A 16,250-nucleotide genomic window follows, 5' to 3' on the forward strand; every position below is an offset into this window, starting at 1 on the left:
CCGGATGCGCCCCCCTGCCAGGCGGGTCGGCCCCAGTGCACTGTCCGTAAGCCGGTCCCTCACCGCGATACAGACGAGAGACTATGCAAGCCGGTGAATAGCTCGAGCGCGAGCGAAGTTCCGCCTTCACCAAGGCGCCCCTGCCCCTTTTGAACATGCTTCCACGAGACACCATGTCCGGACATACTCACGGTTATCGGCGTTTGCCTCATCAGGCTGTAACTCTGCCATTTCTGCGGAAACCGAGCCACCCGGGCGGCACGAGACAGCTCCGGTAGTCCTGGCCGGCCGACAATAGATTGCCAATGCTTACAGTTTCATCTGTTGGAGGATAGTGGCGGAGATTTCCTCGACTGACATGGATGCCGAGTTCACGTACGGGATTCGGTTGACCTCGTAAAGGTCCTCGGCGTTGCGCAGTTCCCAGCTGCACTGGGACAACGAGGAGTAGGTGCTGTCCGGCCGGCGCTCCTGGCGGATTTGGCTCAGCCGGACCGGCAGGGAGGTCAGGCCGAAGCATTTGCGGGCGAAGGCGCGCAGCGGTTCCGGCAGGGCCCGGCTGGTGAAGTCCTCGTCGATCAGCGGGAAGTTGGCGGCCAGGATGCCGTGCTGCAGCGCCAAGTACATTGTCGTCGGGGTTTTGCCGCACCGCGAGGGGGCGATCAGGATCAGCTCCGCCCGTTCCAGGGCGCGGATGGACTGCCCGTCGTCGTGCTCGATGGCGTACTCGACAGCGGTCATGCGGGACTGGTAGCGGATGGCGTCGCCAAGGCCGTGGGCCTTGCCAGGTTCCGCGCTGGCCGTGGTCTGCAGGACGTCCTCCAGCTGGGCGATGTGGGCGCCGAGCAGGTCGATGAAGTGCCCGCTGTTCTGCGAGAGGAGCGCCCGGATCTCCGGATTTACCACCGTGGAGAAGACGATCGGCCGCCTGCCTACCGCGGCGACGGCGTCGATGGCCTTCACCACGTTTTCCGCTTCCCCGGCAGAGGTGATGAAGGGAATGGTGCGGCGTTCGAACTGGTTGCCGGGAAACTGGGTCAGCAAGGTATTGCCCAGAGTCTCGGCGGTGATGCCGGTGCTGTCCGATAGGAAGAACACCGCGGGGGCGGGATGCTGTCCGGCCCCCGCGGTGTCCTTCCTGTGCATGTCGGTCACTCAGACCGCGGAGCGGTTGCCGGCCTTCGCTAGGCGAAGCCAGGTGTCGGTCACGGCGTCGGGGTTGAGTGAGATCGAGCTGATGCCCTGCTCCAGCAGCCATTCGGCGAAGTCCGGATGGTCGCTGGGGCCCTGGCCGCAGATGCCCACGTACTTGCCGCGGGCGCGGCAGGCGGAGATGGCCATTTCCAGGAGCTTGGTGACCGCCGGGTTGCGTTCGTCGAATGCCCCGGCGACCAGCGCCGAGTCCCGGTCCAGGCCGAGGGTGAGCTGGGTAAGGTCGTTGGAGCCGATGGAGAAGCCGTCGAAGTACTCCAGAAAATCATCGGCCAGCAGGGCGTTGGCGGGCAGCTCGCACATCATGATGATCTCCAGTCCGTCCTCGCCGCGGCTCAGCCCGTTGGCGGCGAGCAGTTCGGTCACGCCGCGCGCCTCGTCCAAGGTGCGCACGAAGGGGACCATGAGTTTGATGTTGGTCAGGCCCATCTCGCTGCGGGCGAACTTCAGTGCCTCGCACTCGAGCTCGAAGGCCTGCCGGAACGAGTCCGAGAGGTATCGGGAGGCTCCCCGGTAGCCGATCATGGGGTTCTCTTCGGCCGGTTCGAAGGCGGGACCGCCGAGCAGGTTGGCGTACTCGTTGGACTTGAAATCCGAGAGCCGGATGATCACCGGCTCGGGGGCGAAGGCCGCGGCGATGGTGGCAATGCCCTCGGCCAGGCGCCTCACGTAGTAGTCCCGCGGCCCGTCATAGGCCGTGACTTTTTCCCGGATCTGCTGCATGGTGTCGTCCGAGAGCGTGGCCGGGCGCTCGATCTCGCCGGCGACGGCCAGCAGGGCGTTGGGGTGGATGCCGATCTGACGGTTGATGATAAATTCCAGGCGGGCCAGCCCGACGCCGCTGTGCGGGAGCCGGGAGAAGCTGAAGGCCTGTTCGGGGGTGCCGACGTTCATCATGATCTTCACCGGTGCCGGCGGCATCGTGTCCAGGCTGGTCTCCTGCAAGGAGTAATCGAGCAGGCCCTCGTAGACGTAGCCGGCCTCGCCCTCGGCGCAGGAGACCGTCACCGGCGCACCGTCTGCCAGAACCTTCGAGGCGTTCCCGGTGCCGACTACGGCCGGGACGCCCAGTTCCCGGGCGATGATGGCCGCGTGGCAGGTGCGCCCGCCACGGTCGGTGACGATGGCGGCGGCTTTCTTCATGATCGGTTCCCAGTCCGGGTCGGTCATGTTTGCCACCAGGACGTCGCCGGGCTGGAACGAGGCCATCTGGTCGATCGAGGTCAGCACGCGGACCTGGCCGGCGCCGATTCGCTGGCCGATGGCCCGGCCCTCGGCCAGGACCGCCGAGCGCTCGTTGAGCGTGTAGCGGGAGACGGTGCCCGTGGCCTTGCGGGACTCGACGGTCTCGGGCCGGGCCTGCAGGATGTATAGTTCCCCGTCCACCCCGTCCTTGCCCCATTCGATGTCCATGGGTCGGCCGTAGTGGGCTTCGATCGCCACCGCATGCCGGGCCAACTGCTGGACTTCCTCGTCTGTGAGACTGAAGCGGCGGCGCTGCGCCGGGGGCACGGGCACAAAATCGACGGTCCGGCCGACCTCCCGGGACTCGGTGTAGGTCATCTGCACGGCCTTCTCGCCCAGCCCGCGTTTAAGGATCGCCGGGCGGCCCGCGGTCAAGGCAGGCTTGTGAACGTAGAACTCGTCCGGATTCACGGCGCCTTGGACCACCGATTCGCCCAGACCGTAGGAGGAGGTGATGAACACCGCGTCGGTGAACCCTGACTCGGTGTCCATCGTGAACATGACGCCGGAGGCGCCGAGGTCGGAGCGGACCATGCGCTGGATACCCGCCGAAAGGGCGACCTCGGAGTGCGTAAAGCCGTGGTGAACCCGGTAGGCGATGGCCCGGTCGTTGTAGAGCGAGGCAAAGACGTCCTTGATCGCCCGCAGGACATTCTCCACACCCCGGATGTTCAAAAAGGTCTCCTGCTGGCCGGCGAAGGAGGCGTCGGGCAGGTCCTCGGCCGTGGCGCTGGAGCGCACCGCCCAGGAAACCTCTGCATCCCCGCCGTGCTTATCGGTCAGCGCGGCGAAAGCGGTGCGAATCTGCTTCTCGAAACCGGCCGGGAACGGGGTCTGGACGATATGGTCCCGGATCTGCGTCCCTGCCTGCGCCAAGGCTTCTACGTTGTCGCTGTCCAGGCCCTCGAGGATCCCCGCGATGCGCCTGTCAAGGCCGGACTCACGCAGGAAGCGCCAGTAGGCGTCCGCCGTCGTGGCAAAACCGTCCGGGACCCTGACCCCGGCCCTGCTCAGGCTGCGGATCATCTCGCCAAGCGAGGCGTTTTTGCCCCCGACCTGGTCAAGGTCGTTCAGGCCAAGTTCGGAAAACCAAAGGACGTCGGTCATAAGTGGTGCTCCTTGTGGGGCCGCTTATAAAAGCGCGGTGGACAAAACATGTTGATGCCCAAGGCTGTACGATGTGGCCCTGCGGAGGCAACCAATCGTGATGCACGCAACAACGCATAAAGGGCCGGTCCCTTCACGGTTACTTTGGTGGGCTGCCGGCACAGCTGCCTGTTGTAGGTTCAGCTGTTTGGCTTGGGGTGGTTGTTTATGCGTTGGGCGCGGATGCGGTTCTGCAGATCTGGTTCTTAGTCATCCGGTAGCGGAGGCCGTCGGGCAGTTCCTGCGGCGTGACCCACACCTGGTGTCCCTGGGACGCTTCAAACATTTGGCGCGGGCCATTGGTGTCCGCGGCGATCCAGAGTACGGAGGAGTCAGGCATGGCGTCTTCGACGAAGCCAGTTCTGATGATCTGGCCGTTGTGCCGGATTTCCACCAGGGCGTTGATCAGCAGGCTCCATGCGCGGTGTTTACCGGGCGTTGCTCGGTTGCGTGTCACGTGGCTTACGGGGGCTTGGGTAGCAGCGGATGCGCCCGTTTGGGCCGGCAGCCGCCATTGCTGGGGAGGAGGAGGTGCGGCCGTGAACCGCTGGTTCGATGCGGTGCCTTCGGGTTGCCGCGCGTGATCTCTCACGACCAAAATTCCTCGCCAGCGCCCAGGGCCCAGTTACGTGCGCACGCCACGTCGTCCCTGATCTGGGTTACCAGTTCATCGGTTCCTTGGAATCTGCGCTGGGGGCGTATATAAACGTGCAGATTCACCAGAACGATGTGATCGTACAAGTCACCGGTGTAGTCCAGAAGGTGAGCTTCCAGCAGGCGAGTTCCTTTGCGGTAATAGGTTGGGCGGCGCCCCACTGAAACGGCGGCAGCATATGTCTCGCCCAGCCCTTCCGGCCCAAGGCAGACAGTGCCCGCCCAGACACCGTCCCGGATCTTCGCGTCCGGCACGGAGATGTTAGCCGTGGGGTAACCAAGCTCCCGGCCGCGGGCATCACCATGCTCAACTACGCCTTCAAGCCGGAGGGCACCGCTGTTTCGGGCGCCCGCTCTGCTCAAAACTTTCATTGGCTCACTCACTAATCTGGCAGGTTTGGGGAAATGGTTCGGCCTAGGGTTGGCATGCAGGGAGGGTTGCGGGGCTGTGACCGGTTGCCTCGAGCACGTTGTCCAGCCAGCTGACCCGGTTGGCAAAGCGCTTCGCCTTGTGCGGGGCGGTCCAACGGTAGGAATCGTGTTCCCAGTCGATTTTCAACCGCCGCCGGGAGGTGCGGGCAGTAAACGTGTGCACAAGCCAGGGGGTTCCCGAGCCGTCAGGGACCACTAGGTCCGGTCCCTGCCGAAGGTCCAAAAGGTCTTTGGCCTGCAGACCTGTTTCTTCAAACAGCTCTTCAAAGGCCTGCTGTTCAGGCGTGGCCCCGGCTTCCACAAACCCAGTAACACAGTGCCAACGACCGCTGTCATGGCCAAGGCTGCGGCTCCTCCTGAAAAGGGCAATCCTGCCCCGCCACTCGACCACCGCAGCGATGACAACGTGATCCGGTGTGATCTCAGCGTCAGAGGGAAACCTGACGCCAGGAGATGCATTGATCGTGCTCATTATCCTGTCCTAACAACATGCCCCTAGGGCGGGCACTTCACTTTCCTTGGCGACCACTGGCCATAACAACCAAGCCGCCGCCGCAACGTCCACTAAGGCAGCACACGCCGTCTAGCTCGCCCGTTGGGGGGGGCGAAGTCGGTCACAGCGCCAGCAACGTTCGCAAAGCGCTGAAGTTAGCCGTTCGTCGAACCGGTCAACGCTGAGATAAAAGCCGCGGCCCGGAACAATCGCGCCCAACTCCGCAAGAAGCGGGGTTTGCGTGTTGAACTGCTGCGAAGCCGAACACCGCAGCCGGAGGTTCTGTTCGATAGAGCCGCCCTCGAAACCCTAACCAGCTGGAGGGGAGACCGACCGTTCCTCGGGGCGTTCGCTGCAAAGGAACGGCCGATCATCCTCGGGAAAGTTCAAGACTCTGAGCCGACGCCATGACCGAGCGGCATTCGGAGCGAGCTAACTCGCGGCTGACTGTTCGTTGAGCCTATGCCATGTACGTGCGTGGTAGACGAGAGGGTCGATAGCCGTGGCGGCCTCGACGGAGTCCGGTAGCCGCGCCTCAGTCACATGGACGATGCAGATCGTTGAGTTGCCTGCTTCCAGTCGGAACACCACCTTGCCTCGGAGCCAGGCGTAGACGCCGTGGAACACCGGCTCACCGGTCTTCAGTCGTTTCCAGCTGTCCTTGTCGGCGAACCGGTCCACCCCGCTGGTTGCCCCCAGCTGCGCCAGCCGAAGATGATCGGCGCCAAGCATGTGGACGACAACGGTTTCCGATCTCTCAAGTGCCGGCGTCGACGATGAGAGAGCGGATGCCGAGAACATGAGGAGCGGAGGCTCGGTGCTCACCGACGCCAGCGAACTCACCGTCATGGCTACTGGCTCATAACCGGACGGATCAGCGGTTACAACCGCGACACCGGCGGGGTGCAGCCGGAAGGCGGATTTGAACTGGTCCGCGCTCACCGACTCGGCCAGATCCAACTCAGGGATTTGGATCGGATGGCGTGTCAGGTAGTCGTAGGTTTTCATGTCTGAGGGTTCCTAATCAACGAGTGGCACGATGAGGGAGTCCGAGGCGCTGACGAAGCGTCGGAGCTTCCTCTAATTCGGGGACCAATCCACGGCGCCGAAGCACCGGGACGACCAACCGCGTGAAGTCTTCGAATGTTCCCGGTGTGTCCGCAGGGACGATCGCGTAGCCGTCGCATCCCCGCTCGACAAACCATTCCTCGAGCTGGTCCGCCACCTGCTCCGGATTCCCCGTGAAGCGGAAGACACTGTTGCGGGTCTGGCTCTCCGCCAAGTCCCGCAGGGTCGCGTCGGGGCCAAACTCCTTTCGCGCAGCATCGACATACCTGGCCACAAGCCCCCTCGCCCCGCCTACGGAATCCAAAAGATCATCTGGCAGCGGCTTGTCCATCGCCAGCTTGCCGAAATCGAAGTTCGCCTGTTCGGAAAGGAATATCAGCTCTTCTTCGGGTGCGGAAAGTGAGTCAAAGTACCTTTCCTTCGCACGGGCGGTCTCCTCGTCCTCGCCTACGATGACCTGGACCCCGGGCAGAATCTTCATCATCGAACCGTCACGTCCCGCGTCTGGAAGCAGCCGGTGCTGCTCGGCATAGTGTTGCTGAGCTTTTTCCAGGTCCCGCGGCACTGTGAAGGTGAGGTCTGCCCAGCGCGACGCGAACTCCATGCCTCGTCCCGACTGTCCTGCCTGCAGCAAAACAGGCCAGCCCTGCGGGGGCTGCGGGACGGTCAGCGGCCCCCGTGACGACAGAAACTTGCCCACATAGTTGATCTCGTGGACCTTGTCCGGGTCAGCGAAGATGCCGGTCTCATGATCGAGTTTCAGGGCGTCATGTTCCCAGCTCTCCCACAACGACGTCACGATCTCGAGGAACTCATCGGCCCGGTCGTAGCGGCTCTCAGGATTTTTGTAGTCGGTGCCGTAGTTCTCCGCCTCGTTAGCGTTGAGCGAGGTAACGACATTCCAGACGGCGCGCCCGCCAGTCAGGTGGTCCAGCGTCGCAAAGGCCCGGGCGACCTGGTAAGGGGCATGGTACGTCGTCGAATAGGTCGCGCCCAACCCGATTCGCGTGGTGTGCGACGAGACCATCGCGAGGATCGTCAGAAGGTCGAGCTTGACCGCGCGGGACCCAAAGCGTGCGGTCTGTGCCACCGAGCCGCCGTAGACGCCAGGCATCGCGAGCCGATCGTCGAAGAACAGGACATCAAACCCGCCCCGGTCCAGGATGCGGGCCAGATTGATGTAGTAGTCGGCCGTGAGAATGCGCGGATCTGTGCGCGGATGTCTCCAGGCGCCAAGCGAGCCATAGGTGCTCGAGGCGGACGCGAAAGCGGCAAGGGTCATGTGATCGGTACGTGTCGTCATAGGGAAATCCACTCCTATTCATGGGTGCAAGGCGTTGTGAAGAAGGTCACCACCACCATGCTCGCCCGCCCCAATCCCATCTGTCCAATGCATGCTTTGCGTTGACAAATGTATTCAGTGCATGCCAGGTTGATGCACATGACGATCGACCTGCAAAAGCTCCGGTACGTCGTGGAGGTAGCCCGCGAGGGCAGCTTCACGACCGCCGCCACAAACTTGTTTCTCTCCCAGTCGGCGCTGACGCGAAGCGTGCAGAGCTTGGAGCGGGAGTTCGGACTGCGCATCTTCGAGCGAAGCCGCACAGGCGCCCGCCTGACCGAAGCCGGCGCCAAGTTCATCGCCTTGGCAGAGTCGCTGTTGAAGCGCTCTGACGGTGTGGCGGAGGAGATCAGCCTCATTGCATCGGAAGGCCGCCAGGCACGTGTACGGGTCGGAGTGGGCGCGGTTTCTGCACTTGCGTTCCTGCCCGAACTGCTGCCGGAACTGGCAGCGATGGGACTACGTGTGCAGGTTGTGGTCGAGACGAACAGCCGCTTGGCCGCGATGCTGTCTCACGGCGAACTGGACTTTTTTGTCGGAGGCGTGCCGAGGAACTCCGATGACTTTGCCACCGCAAAGGGATACATCACCCACCGGATTCTCGGCGGAGAAGTCGGCCTGCTTGTGCGGGCCGGTCATCCGCTGGACCAGGATGACTTCACCCCCGAGCACCTGGCACAGTATCCGGTGGCGGGTGGCAGCTTCCTGACCGACACATTGCAGCCCGGACTTCTGGAAGGACTCAACCTCCATCGGCCGACCGTCGAATCCGACGACTACGGGCTCCTCTGCGCGCTCGCGCGGAACACAGACTATATCGTTGTTGCGAATACGGTTCTTGCCCGGCTGCGCCCGGAGCTGGGTCTCGTGGCACTTCCCATCGAGCTTCCCTCACCCACGGATACGCACTGGGTTCTTCAATGGTCACCGCATCTGGGCCTATCGGGTCAGGCGGAGAAAGTCTTCGAGGTCGTGCGCGACTTCATCACCCGCGCAATGAGCTGATTTGCGACGAGCGCATAAGTCTATGCCAACTATGCAATGGACTCTGCCGGAGGGGCTTGGTTGCATTGTCCTCTGTGACTCCCGTCGCATTTGGTGTCCCTGAGGAAGGTTTTGGAATACCAAAAACGGGCCATCCTGCCGAAGAGGGCCGGGCACGGCCGCAGGGCTACCGATGTGACCAGACCCAGATCCTCAGTGGCGTCATTGCTAATCTCCGCCACCCCAGGTCGAACGCCCGACGGCGCGTAAAACCGTCTGTCCTCACGTTCACCCGGTGGCAGACTGAAAGGACAACCATGGAAGCTGCCGCAACAGCGCCCCAGCTCACCGCATCGAATCTGAACTCCCGGCTCGACCGATTACCAATTACGGCGACCCACATAGCTTGGCTCACGCTTCTAGGACTTTTTTACCTTGTAGAGACTTTTGACGTCACCGTCTTCTCGGCTCTGGCGCCGTCCATCCGAGCGGAATGGGGCCTTTCCATCGGCCAGATCGGTGTCCTGACTTCGGCCGTCTTCATTGGGATGGCCTTCGGCGCAATCATCGGCGGCCAACTCTCCGACAAGTTCGGACGACGACCGGTCCTCATCTACTCTGCAGTCTTCTACTCGTTGGCGTCCCTGGTTTCGGCAGTCGCGCCGAACTTCGAAATACTCCTCGCCGGCCGAGTTCTGACCGGCTTGGGCGCCCAGGCAGCGACCGGCGCCGTGATCGTTTATATGAGCGAACTGTTTCCGAAGATGAGCCGCGGACGGTTCTTCACCGTAATGACGTTTATAGGATTCGTCGGAGCTCCCCTGACTACATTCACGGCGATGGCTATCGCGCCCAACTACGTGGCGGGCTGGCGATGGGTCTTCGTCATCGGCGCCTCCGGACTTGTGCTTGCCGTTTTCGCGGCGATCTGGCTGCCCGAGTCGGTCCGATGGCTGACGGCCAATGGCCAAGACAAGAAGGCCGCAAGCCTGGTGACAAGGCTGGAGTCACGCGCGCAGGCCCGTGGTCTGGTCCTGCCCGACCCCGAGCCCGAACCTCCCGTAACGAAGCAGGGCACATCGCGCGACCTGTTCCAGCCTGTGTACCTGCGGCGCCTCATCGTCACATCACTGGCCTGGTTCCTCTTTCTCTTCGCAAATTATGGATTCGTTGCCTGGATCCCGACGATCCTTACCGACCGCGGCATGGATCAGACAGCCGCGCTTTCGTTTGCCGGAACCGTAGGCATCGCCGCTCCAGCAGCTGCAGTTGCCCTCTTCTACTTCGCCGACCGCTTCGAGAGACGAATGACAGTCTTTATCGGCTGCGCGCTCTCATCTGCCTCACTACTTGTCTTCGCGTTCGTCCCGGATCCAACCATCAACATGATCACCGCCTTTCTAGCCGTTTTCGGCATCGGGGTGACAACCGTAGCGTTCTTCACCTACCTGCCCGAGGTCTTTCCGACACACGTCCGCGGAGTAGGCGCGGGCACTGCCAACGCCGCAGGCCGGATGGCAGGCATCGTGTCCGGAGTTGTCGTCGCCTCGATCTACAGCTCGCTTGGGTTCCAGATGCTCTACACCATCCTCGCGGCGGTGATTCTCCTGTCAGGATTGCTGCTTCAGTTCTTCGGGCAGCGGACTACGCAACAGTCACTGGAAAATATCTAAGCCCTGACCGACGCCGCCATGGAATGAAACCGGCGACAGGCTAAGGCAGCCGCACGATCTGCATGCTTGACTGCCAACACAAATCTTCTGTGGGTCGACGAACAGTCGACCCACAGAAGAGCCATTTTCACCACCGGTCGTGCCGTGCGGTGGCTGGCGATCTAAGGCCTGTCAAGCACCGGCAAGTCCTGCCCTCTGGTGGCGAATTAGGCTGCGGGTGCGGCATTTTCAGCTGCTGCATCAACTCCTCGAGCTCGGCCGGCAGCGGCGGCGTTGCCCAGGGCACGGCGACTGCAGCTGTACCCGCGATTTTGGCCAGGTTATGGCTATGTCTACTGTGCGGGCCTTCCCGAGGCGGTCACCGAGGGTTTTCGCGCGGCTGTCGGGGATAAATGCTCGTCGCGGATGGCGGGGCTGCCCGGGCGGGCCAGCTCGTGGTGGCATGCGACCTCGACCGGACCCGAGCCGGAACGCGACAGGGTGTGTGGCGTTCGTCGCCGGATCGGACGGCTGGTATGTCCGCACCTTCAGCCGGGTGCTCCCCCAACAGGTCATTCATGCATGAAGCGCATGGATAGACGTAAACGATGCAATAGACATCCAATTGCTGCTTCTGGTTGAGTATCGAGCATCACGTGTCTGGGCATGTGCTCGTCGTCGCTTATGGCGAATCCAAATCCGTGCCCCAAAACCCTTCAGTTAGGAAAAATGTGCCTACTAAACGTCTGATCATGGGCAAGGACGCCGAAGGCGTCAGCCGCGTTCTCTTCCATGACGAAGCGCCTCGTGTGGTTCAGTGGCAGGCCGGCGTGGACAACATCGCGGTCCTGTGGGAGGAGGACCTCTCGTCGCCGCTAAACTTCCCCGGGGACGACCCCACGCTCGACTTCAAGAACCTGTTCCCGCCCTTTGGTGCGGTGAACTTCCAACTGCTCCGTTTTCCCAAGCACGCAGGCGACCACTTGGGACCGGAAACGTATGCAGAGGCACTCGACCGTGCGGGGGTGGTGATGAACAGCCTCACCGAGGACGGCGGCTGGCATTCCACTGCCACGATCGACTTCGGAGTCGTACTTGAGGGAGCGGTAGACGTGAAAATGCGCAACGGAGATACGGTAACGCTCCACGCCGGGGACACCTTCGTTCAGCGAGGTGGAGAACATGCCTGGGCCCCGCATCCGGATCAGGACGTGAAGATCGCAGTCGTTGAGGTCGGCCACCAGGTCTGACACCGGCTAGGAGGGCTGGATGCAGCACCAACTGCGAGCACAACTGACTCCGTGAAAGCTCTGCGTGATCCCCGCGAACCAAACCCCACCCACACCGAAAGGTAGGCCCGGGCAGCATGACCCGAAAAAGAATCCTCAAAGAAATGGTCACCGAGCAGGATCTGGTGATCGGCATGTTCCAGCAGATCGTTTATCCGGAGATCACCGAGTACCTCGCACGGTGCGGTGTCGACTACTTGATAATCGATCTGGAGCACACAGGCAAGTCAATCGAGTCCGCAGCGGCCTGCATCATGACCGGCGCGGCGATGAATGTGCCGATGCTGGTGCGCGTCCGCGAGAAGGAGCAGAGCCTCATCGAGCAGGCCCTGGACGCCGGTGCACAGGGAGTTGTCGTCCCGACCGTGGAGACCGTCGAAGATTGCGAAATGATGGTCCGGGCAGCCCGGTTCGCCCCCGAAGGGGAACGCGGTTGGTGCAACGTCCCGCCGGTGAAACGCTGGATGAATGAGTGGGAGGGGGACGATTTCGGAGACGACTTCGCCCCGGAGACGTACTGCCGGCAGGCGAACGACCAGGTGTTCGTCGCCGCTCTCGTCGAGACCCCGCTCGGCATAAAAAACCTGCCCGAGATGCTCAAGGTGGACGGCATCGACGCCTTCCTGCTTGGCTCGGGAGACCTGTCCATTCGCATGGGACGGAGCCTGTGGGACCCGGAGGTCGCAGAGATCGTCGCCGGCGCTATCGAGGCGATCCAGGCGGCAGGGAAGATCAGCTGTCCAATTGGGCTGGCGTCCAATGTCGAGAAGCTCTATAAGAACGGATCGCGCATGATGATGCTAGGTATCGGTGAACGCCAGGGGATGCAGAGCGCCCTGCGCGGGGAGATCAGCGAGATGCGGTCCATCGCCTCAGCCGCCCAATGAATGCCTCCCGGTTGGCCCTCGGCCCCGGCCTCCCTCTGACCGCCCGGCCGATGCCTAGATCACCGGCCTGCCTGCGGACGGTGGCTGGGCTGCCAAGGCGGCACGCTCCCATCAGGATGCCGACCAGTTAGAGCCCATCTGGAATGAGACGATTGGCACGGCCCAGGCGGCAGGTATTCACCACGTGCACCGTTGAGCTACGGCTTCGAGAACGGCGCATTCGATATCGTCGAGGGTGATCTCGGACTGCTTCGGTCCGCCGCTGACAATGCACCGCCAGCTATGCGTGAAATGACATCAGGGAGCATGGCAGCGCCTGCCGCTGCCCAGTAACTCGATCCCGCTGCAACTGACCCTCGCGAGCCCTCCCGCACTGCTGCTCGTTGAGCACGATCTTTCGGATCAGCACACGCCACGCCCCTTCCCTCGACGACACACGCACGCACGGAGATACTCGATGCGATGCGAGGCGCAACTGAGACAGGTCTAGCCATTACTTCCCCTGGCTGAGTCAGCCCCAGGGCCGACACTAATAACCGGAGTTCCGTACGCCGATAGACACGGCATGATCCTTCCACCGGTGCCCGGCAGGTATGTATTTCCAAACGCCCATTCGGGCTGGCAAGGCCACCCTTTCAGTCCTTGATGTGGAATGGCTAGCGGCACAGCGTCGCCGACGCTACAGGATGAAGCGGCAGGCGAGTAGCAACCCGCCGCTCGACTCATAACTGTCCAATGCTGCTTCGTGGCGACCTATGAAAGGCGTCCACACGCAAATCCGGGCATATTGCCTCACGGGGCATATAGCGTCACGTGGCTGTTTCGCCGGCCATCCGCCCTTGCCAGAAGGCTCAGCACTTCGGGCGGCAGGCCGGTGAGGTGAGCCGGGTTGACGCGATGTTGTCAGCGATTCGATGTCTTGTCGAAGGTACGCCGACGAACTTTCAAAATCGAGCCGCGAAACAGATTTCCGGAATACACCTCCCGAGTGGCGTTTCCTTCTGATGAGGCCCTGTCGGCCAGGACGGGAAGGCCTGCCGCTCGGATTCCAACACCTCAAGAGAAATGATTGCATTGGATGCATGGATCGCTTCGAACTATGCATTAGACATCTCGTCTCGGGGCTGGTCAAATATTTGATGTGGCCCGGACCACAGCCCACAGTGAACGGATCAGGCAAAGATGATTCAAGCGGGTCCGTTTGGTGCAGGGAAGGGATTGAAACGCGAACGTAGTGCCGCCGCATGGCCCCCCCCCCCCCGCTTCGCCTCAGACGGCAGGTGAAGCGGGAACGGGGTTGACGGAGCGGAGCAACGCAACCAGTCGCCTGGGGGCGCCCTACGAGAGCGTCCCCGCGAGTAAGTGCAAGTGGAAAGTTGCGAGGATGGTTTAGTCCCCTCAATAACCAAGGAGACAATACGAAATGGATGCCGCAGCTTGGAGGGGCCTCGTTGAGGAGGACCCGATCGAAGCCGATCTTGAGATCATCGACGCGCACCACCACTTGTGGGAAAAGCCGCCTGTTCCGGTGTTCGAGACCTACGGCGAGGACGCGGTGCTGGCCGACCAGACGGCCGGTCACAACGTAGTCGCGAGCGTCTACGTCGAAGCCCAGTCCTTCTACCGGCAGTCCGGGCCCGAACACCTCCGCCCCGTCGGCGAAACCGAGTACATCGATGCCGTGGCGGCTCGCGCCCTACATTCTGGGACTTCAAGCGCCCACCCCTGTGCGGGCATCGTTGCCCACGCCAACCTCCTCCTCGGTCGGCGCGTCGAGGAGGTGCTGTCGGCGCACCGCGCGGCATCCCCGGATCGATTCGTAGGAGTGCGGCACCGGGTGCCCTTCGACCGCCATATACCGTTGCACAGCGGGCCACGGGAGGGGATCCTCAAGGAGGCGGACTTCCGCGAAGGATTTGCCCAGCTCGCACCGGCCGGGCTGACCTTCGACGCCATGGTCTTCCAGACTCAACTCCAGGACGTGACCGACCTGGCTAAGGAGTTTGAAGACACGACGATCGTCCTCAATCATGTCGGGGCACCGCTCGGCGCCGGCCCATACGCGGGCCGCAGGGACGAAATGTTCCAGCAGTGGTTGCGCGAAATGCAAGCTCTCTCCGTGCACGAGAACGTCCACGTCAAGCTGGGCGGCCTCTTCATGGACCTCACGGGCCTCGACACCCGCGACAGTCCTCTTCCGCCAAACTCAGACGCGGTCGCAGCGATACAACGTGAGTACATCCTGGCCACGGTAGATTTGTTCGGCCCAGAGCGATGCATGTTCGAGAGCAATTTCCCGCTTGACATGCACAGTGTCTCGTACGTCGTGCTCTGGAATGCTTTCAAGAAGATGGTGCGCGACTTCTCGAACGAGGAGAAGGCAGCGATGTTCTCGGGGACCGCCCGCCGTGCCTACGGCCTGCCATTGTCCACTGAGAAGCCAGGGTTCGTGGAGCCGAGTGTACATCCAGAGACCGGCTTTGCTGCTGAGTCAACGTTCCACCGCTGACCCGCTAACCTACAGACCCGATTAATAGTGGACCTAGCGCCACACATATATGAAATGAGAAAAATGCAACTACAGGATAAGCGGATCGTCGTCGTCGGCGGCGCCAATGGGACCGGTGCGGCCATTGTCCGTGCTTATGTCGCGGAAGGGGCCCACGTAGCCGCCTTGGATATCCGCGATTCAGACGGCGAGGCGGTTGTCAGCAAGGCCAATCAGAGTGGCCCTGGGAAGGCCTTTTACTTTCACTGTGACGCGTCCGTGCGCACCGAGGTGAAGGAAGCGTTCGCATCGGCAGCGAGTGCGCTCGGCGGAGTCGACGCACTAGTAGTCACCGCTGGTGTGATGGGTAAGCAGATTGCCCCGGAGTCAATCGATGACAATGAGTTCGACCGGCTCATGACCATCAACATGCGGTCGATATTCCTGACGAATCAGGAGATCTTCCCGTATCTCGTCGAGAACGGGGGCGGCCGCATCATCAATTTCGGTTCCGGTGCTGGCCTTCGCGAATACCCGGCCGCGGCGCACTACTCGGCGTCGAAAGGAGCTGTCATCTCCTGGACCCGTTCGCTCGCATTTGCGTGGGGCAAGCACAACATCACGGCGAACGTGGTCAACCCTGCGATCGCAGGAACACTCATGTTCCGCGAATCGTCCGAGACGCAGGCAAAAGCCGGTCAAGAGCATGTGGCGAGTAAACTGGAGAGCATGTCCCCGCTCGGTACCCGGCGATTCCCGCCCACCGACGAGGAACTGCAGGTGGGGTTCGGTAACCCGGACACGGACCTCGCGCCCGTCCTGGTCTTCCTTGTCGGGGACGGAGCCCGCTTCATCACGGCGCAGATCATCCCTGTCGATGGAGGCCTGACTCCAGGACGCTAATTCCAGAAGCTGCGCTGTGCTTGCAGACGTGGGGTCGACGGTGAGAGGCCCCGTCATCACTGGGCTTCTCACCAGAGCACCGGCACCGCCACCAGACAGAAGCAGAAGGCAGGGACGGGGTCTCTGAAAAATGGGACGTCCTATAAATCAGAGATTCCGGCCAACCTGCCACACCCAGACCTCCCTGAGACCTGGCGGCCCCTAAACCGGCGCGGCTGGAGACGGACGCCTCCGCCGAGGACAGCACCGCCCTGCCGGCTGCCGGTGCTCCCTGAGGCTCCGTTCCGCCGGCTACTGCCGGCAACCGTGCCGGATCCGGCCCCCCCTACAAGGTCCGGATCCGGCAACGGCCGAAGCCCTGCTTCGACAAAACCGCTCGGCTCCCCGCAGACCTCCCTTCGTCGCGCAAGCCGGTCCTTCACAGCGACACCGAATGCCACTCCCCCGACGGAACA

General features: G+C 62.4%; 13 protein-coding genes. 6 read left to right on the forward strand and 7 right to left on the reverse strand.

The features are described from left to right. Nucleotides 1-309: 309 nt before the first annotated feature. The 7 genes from AC5RVS_RS17285 to AC5RVS_RS17315 all read right to left on the reverse strand — a co-directional run bounded on the left by AC5RVS_RS17285 (nt 310) and on the right by AC5RVS_RS17315 (nt 7,553). Nucleotides 310-1,146 (reverse strand): pyruvate, water dikinase regulatory protein, encoded by an 837-nt coding sequence (locus AC5RVS_RS17285; protein ID WP_494109062.1) that lies wholly within the window; start codon nt 1,144-1,146, stop codon nt 310-312. Nucleotides 1,147-1,155: 9 nt separating this feature from the next. Then, on the reverse strand, nt 1,156-3,564 hold the full coding sequence (gene ppsA, locus AC5RVS_RS17290) for a phosphoenolpyruvate synthase (RefSeq protein WP_494109063.1): 2,409 nt from the start codon (nt 3,562-3,564) through the stop codon (nt 1,156-1,158). Nucleotides 3,565-3,769: 205 nt separating this feature from the next. Next, nucleotides 3,770-4,060, reverse strand: coding sequence for a hypothetical protein (locus tag AC5RVS_RS17295; RefSeq protein ID WP_494109064.1), 291 nt, complete (start codon nt 4,058-4,060; stop codon nt 3,770-3,772). A gap of 131 nt (nt 4,061-4,191) precedes the next feature. Beyond that, nucleotides 4,192-4,629 (reverse strand): riboflavin kinase, encoded by a 438-nt coding sequence (locus AC5RVS_RS17300; protein ID WP_494109065.1) that lies wholly within the window; start codon nt 4,627-4,629, stop codon nt 4,192-4,194. A 43-nt stretch (nt 4,630-4,672) separates the two neighbouring features. Then, complete coding sequence (locus AC5RVS_RS17305; protein WP_494013034.1) at nt 4,673-5,161, reverse strand: NUDIX domain-containing protein; 489 nt, start codon at nt 5,159-5,161, stop codon at nt 4,673-4,675. 453 nt (nt 5,162-5,614) lie between these two features. Next, complete coding sequence (locus AC5RVS_RS17310) at nt 5,615-6,190, reverse strand: flavin reductase family protein (RefSeq protein ID WP_494013035.1); 576 nt, start codon at nt 6,188-6,190, stop codon at nt 5,615-5,617. A 16-nt stretch (nt 6,191-6,206) separates the two neighbouring features. After that, nucleotides 6,207-7,553 carry an NtaA/DmoA family FMN-dependent monooxygenase gene (locus AC5RVS_RS17315; RefSeq protein ID WP_494013036.1) on the reverse strand — a complete coding sequence of 449 codons (1,347 nt, stop codon included), beginning with the start codon at nt 7,551-7,553 and terminating at the stop codon, nt 6,207-6,209. Between the two features lie 138 nt (nt 7,554-7,691). Between AC5RVS_RS17315 and AC5RVS_RS17320 the strand changes: the two genes are divergently transcribed. From AC5RVS_RS17320 to AC5RVS_RS17345, 6 genes are all read left to right on the forward strand, one after another. Further along, nucleotides 7,692-8,597, forward strand: coding sequence for a LysR family transcriptional regulator (locus tag AC5RVS_RS17320; protein WP_494109066.1), 906 nt, complete (start codon nt 7,692-7,694; stop codon nt 8,595-8,597). Between the two features lie 296 nt (nt 8,598-8,893). Beyond that, the gene (locus AC5RVS_RS17325; protein ID WP_494013038.1) at nt 8,894-10,249 is read left to right on the forward strand and encodes an MFS transporter; all 1,356 of its coding nucleotides are present in this window, start codon (nt 8,894-8,896) and stop codon (nt 10,247-10,249) included. A 710-nt stretch (nt 10,250-10,959) separates the two neighbouring features. Continuing rightward, complete coding sequence (locus AC5RVS_RS17330) at nt 10,960-11,478, forward strand: cupin domain-containing protein (protein WP_494013039.1); 519 nt, start codon at nt 10,960-10,962, stop codon at nt 11,476-11,478. 143 nt (nt 11,479-11,621) lie between these two features. Beyond that, on the forward strand, nt 11,622-12,404 hold the full coding sequence (locus AC5RVS_RS17335) for an HpcH/HpaI aldolase family protein (protein ID WP_494109067.1): 783 nt from the start codon (nt 11,622-11,624) through the stop codon (nt 12,402-12,404). Between the two features lie 1,423 nt (nt 12,405-13,827). Further along, nucleotides 13,828-14,913: an amidohydrolase family protein gene (locus AC5RVS_RS17340; protein ID WP_494109068.1), complete on the forward strand. Its 1,086-nt coding sequence runs from the start codon at nt 13,828-13,830 to the stop codon at nt 14,911-14,913. A 54-nt stretch (nt 14,914-14,967) separates the two neighbouring features. Next, on the forward strand, nt 14,968-15,795 hold the full coding sequence (locus AC5RVS_RS17345; RefSeq protein ID WP_494013042.1) for an SDR family NAD(P)-dependent oxidoreductase: 828 nt from the start codon (nt 14,968-14,970) through the stop codon (nt 15,793-15,795). The last annotated feature ends 455 nt before the right edge of the window (nt 15,796-16,250 follow it).

This window comes from Arthrobacter sp. Y3221048 (assembly GCF_059092685.1).

Coding starts and splice junctions, on each gene's coding strand:
- AC5RVS_RS17285 (WP_494109062.1), bottom strand. CDS start 1,146: ATGCACAGGAAGGACACCGCGGGGGCCGGACAGCATCCCGCCCCCGCG.
- ppsA (WP_494109063.1), bottom strand. CDS start 3,564: ATGACCGACGTCCTTTGGTTTTCCGAACTTGGCCTGAACGACCTTGAC.
- AC5RVS_RS17300 (WP_494109065.1), bottom strand. CDS start 4,629: ATGAAAGTTTTGAGCAGAGCGGGCGCCCGAAACAGCGGTGCCCTCCGG.
- AC5RVS_RS17305 (WP_494013034.1), bottom strand. CDS start 5,161: ATGAGCACGATCAATGCATCTCCTGGCGTCAGGTTTCCCTCTGACGCT.
- AC5RVS_RS17310 (WP_494013035.1), bottom strand. CDS start 6,190: ATGAAAACCTACGACTACCTGACACGCCATCCGATCCAAATCCCTGAG.
- AC5RVS_RS17315 (WP_494013036.1), bottom strand. CDS start 7,553: ATGACGACACGTACCGATCACATGACCCTTGCCGCTTTCGCGTCCGCC.
- AC5RVS_RS17320 (WP_494109066.1), top strand. CDS start 7,692: ATGACGATCGACCTGCAAAAGCTCCGGTACGTCGTGGAGGTAGCCCGC.
- AC5RVS_RS17325 (WP_494013038.1), top strand. CDS start 8,894: ATGGAAGCTGCCGCAACAGCGCCCCAGCTCACCGCATCGAATCTGAAC.
- AC5RVS_RS17335 (WP_494109067.1), top strand. CDS start 11,622: ATGGTCACCGAGCAGGATCTGGTGATCGGCATGTTCCAGCAGATCGTT.
- AC5RVS_RS17340 (WP_494109068.1), top strand. CDS start 13,828: ATGGATGCCGCAGCTTGGAGGGGCCTCGTTGAGGAGGACCCGATCGAA.
- AC5RVS_RS17345 (WP_494013042.1), top strand. CDS start 14,968: ATGAGAAAAATGCAACTACAGGATAAGCGGATCGTCGTCGTCGGCGGC.